Annotated in this window: 1 protein-coding gene; it reads right to left on the reverse strand. The window is 77.4% G+C overall.

All coding sequences use genetic code 11. The features are described 5' to 3' along the window. Positions 1 to 55: 55 nt before the first annotated feature. A partial coding sequence (locus tag GTR00_RS21670) for a serine hydrolase domain-containing protein (protein WP_166613558.1) occupies positions 56 to 966 on the reverse strand: 911 nt, incomplete at its 5' end.

A 966-nucleotide genomic window follows, 5' to 3' on the forward strand; every position in this document is an offset into this window, starting at 1 on the left:
GTGCGCGCGTCGTAGGGTCCGCGCCCCGGGCGGGTCCCCGCCACGACGGGGCCGCTCAGGCGAACGCCGCGCGCACCGCGTCCAGCACCGCGCCCGCCGCCGCCAGTCCCCCCTGCTCGTCGAGGGCCACGGCCGTGGGCAGCGACGTCACCGCGACCTGCACGGCGCGCCCGTCCTCGGTGGCGCCGCCGCGGGTCTCGAAGCCGGGGATGTCCCCGCCGTGGCCCCACAGCAGGGTGCCGTCGGGCAGCGGGGAGCTGGACAGGCCCAGCCCGTAGCGCGCCCCCTCCCACAGGTCCGGGGACGGCACGGTCGTGCGCATCTGCTCCAGCTGCTGCGCGGAGAGCAGCTCCCCGCGCAGCAGGGCGAGCGTGAAGGCGTTCAGGTCGCTGGGCGAGGCGACCAGCGCGCCGGCGGCCCAGCCCCAGGACGGGTCCAGCAGGGTCAGGTCCCGCCACGGCTGCGCCGCGCTGTCGCGGTGGGAGGCTGCCGGGTGCGGGCCGCGGAACCCCTGCTCACCGGGCTGCGGGAAGAACGTCTCGCGCAGGCCGAGGGGCTCGGTGATGCGGGTGCGCACCAGTTCCGCCAGGGGCCGGCGCGCCACGCGCTGCACGAGCAGGCCCGCCACGAGGTACCCGGTGTTGCTGTACAGCCACGACTCCCCCGGCGCCCCGGTGGCGGGCAGCTCGCGCACCAGGTCCAGCAGCTCGCGCGGGTCGTAGTAGCGCTCCCGCAGCAGGGACCAGTCGGAGGTGCCGAACTCCGACGTGTAGTTCGGCAGGCCGCTGGTGTGCTGCAGCACCTGGCGCACGGTGATGTCGCGGCCGTCCCCGCCGGGCCCGCGCAGCAGCCCGGGCAGGTGCGCCTCGACGGGCTCGTCGAGCGCGACACCGCCGCCGAGCACGGCACCGCCGCCGGCGGGGGAGCCGCGTGAAGGGCCTGGAGGCGTTCCGCGTCGCGCTGGAC

The organism is Kineococcus indalonis (genome assembly GCF_009906395.1).
In the GTDB taxonomy this organism is placed as follows: Bacteria; Actinomycetota; Actinomycetes; order Actinomycetales; family Kineococcaceae; genus Kineococcus; species Kineococcus indalonis.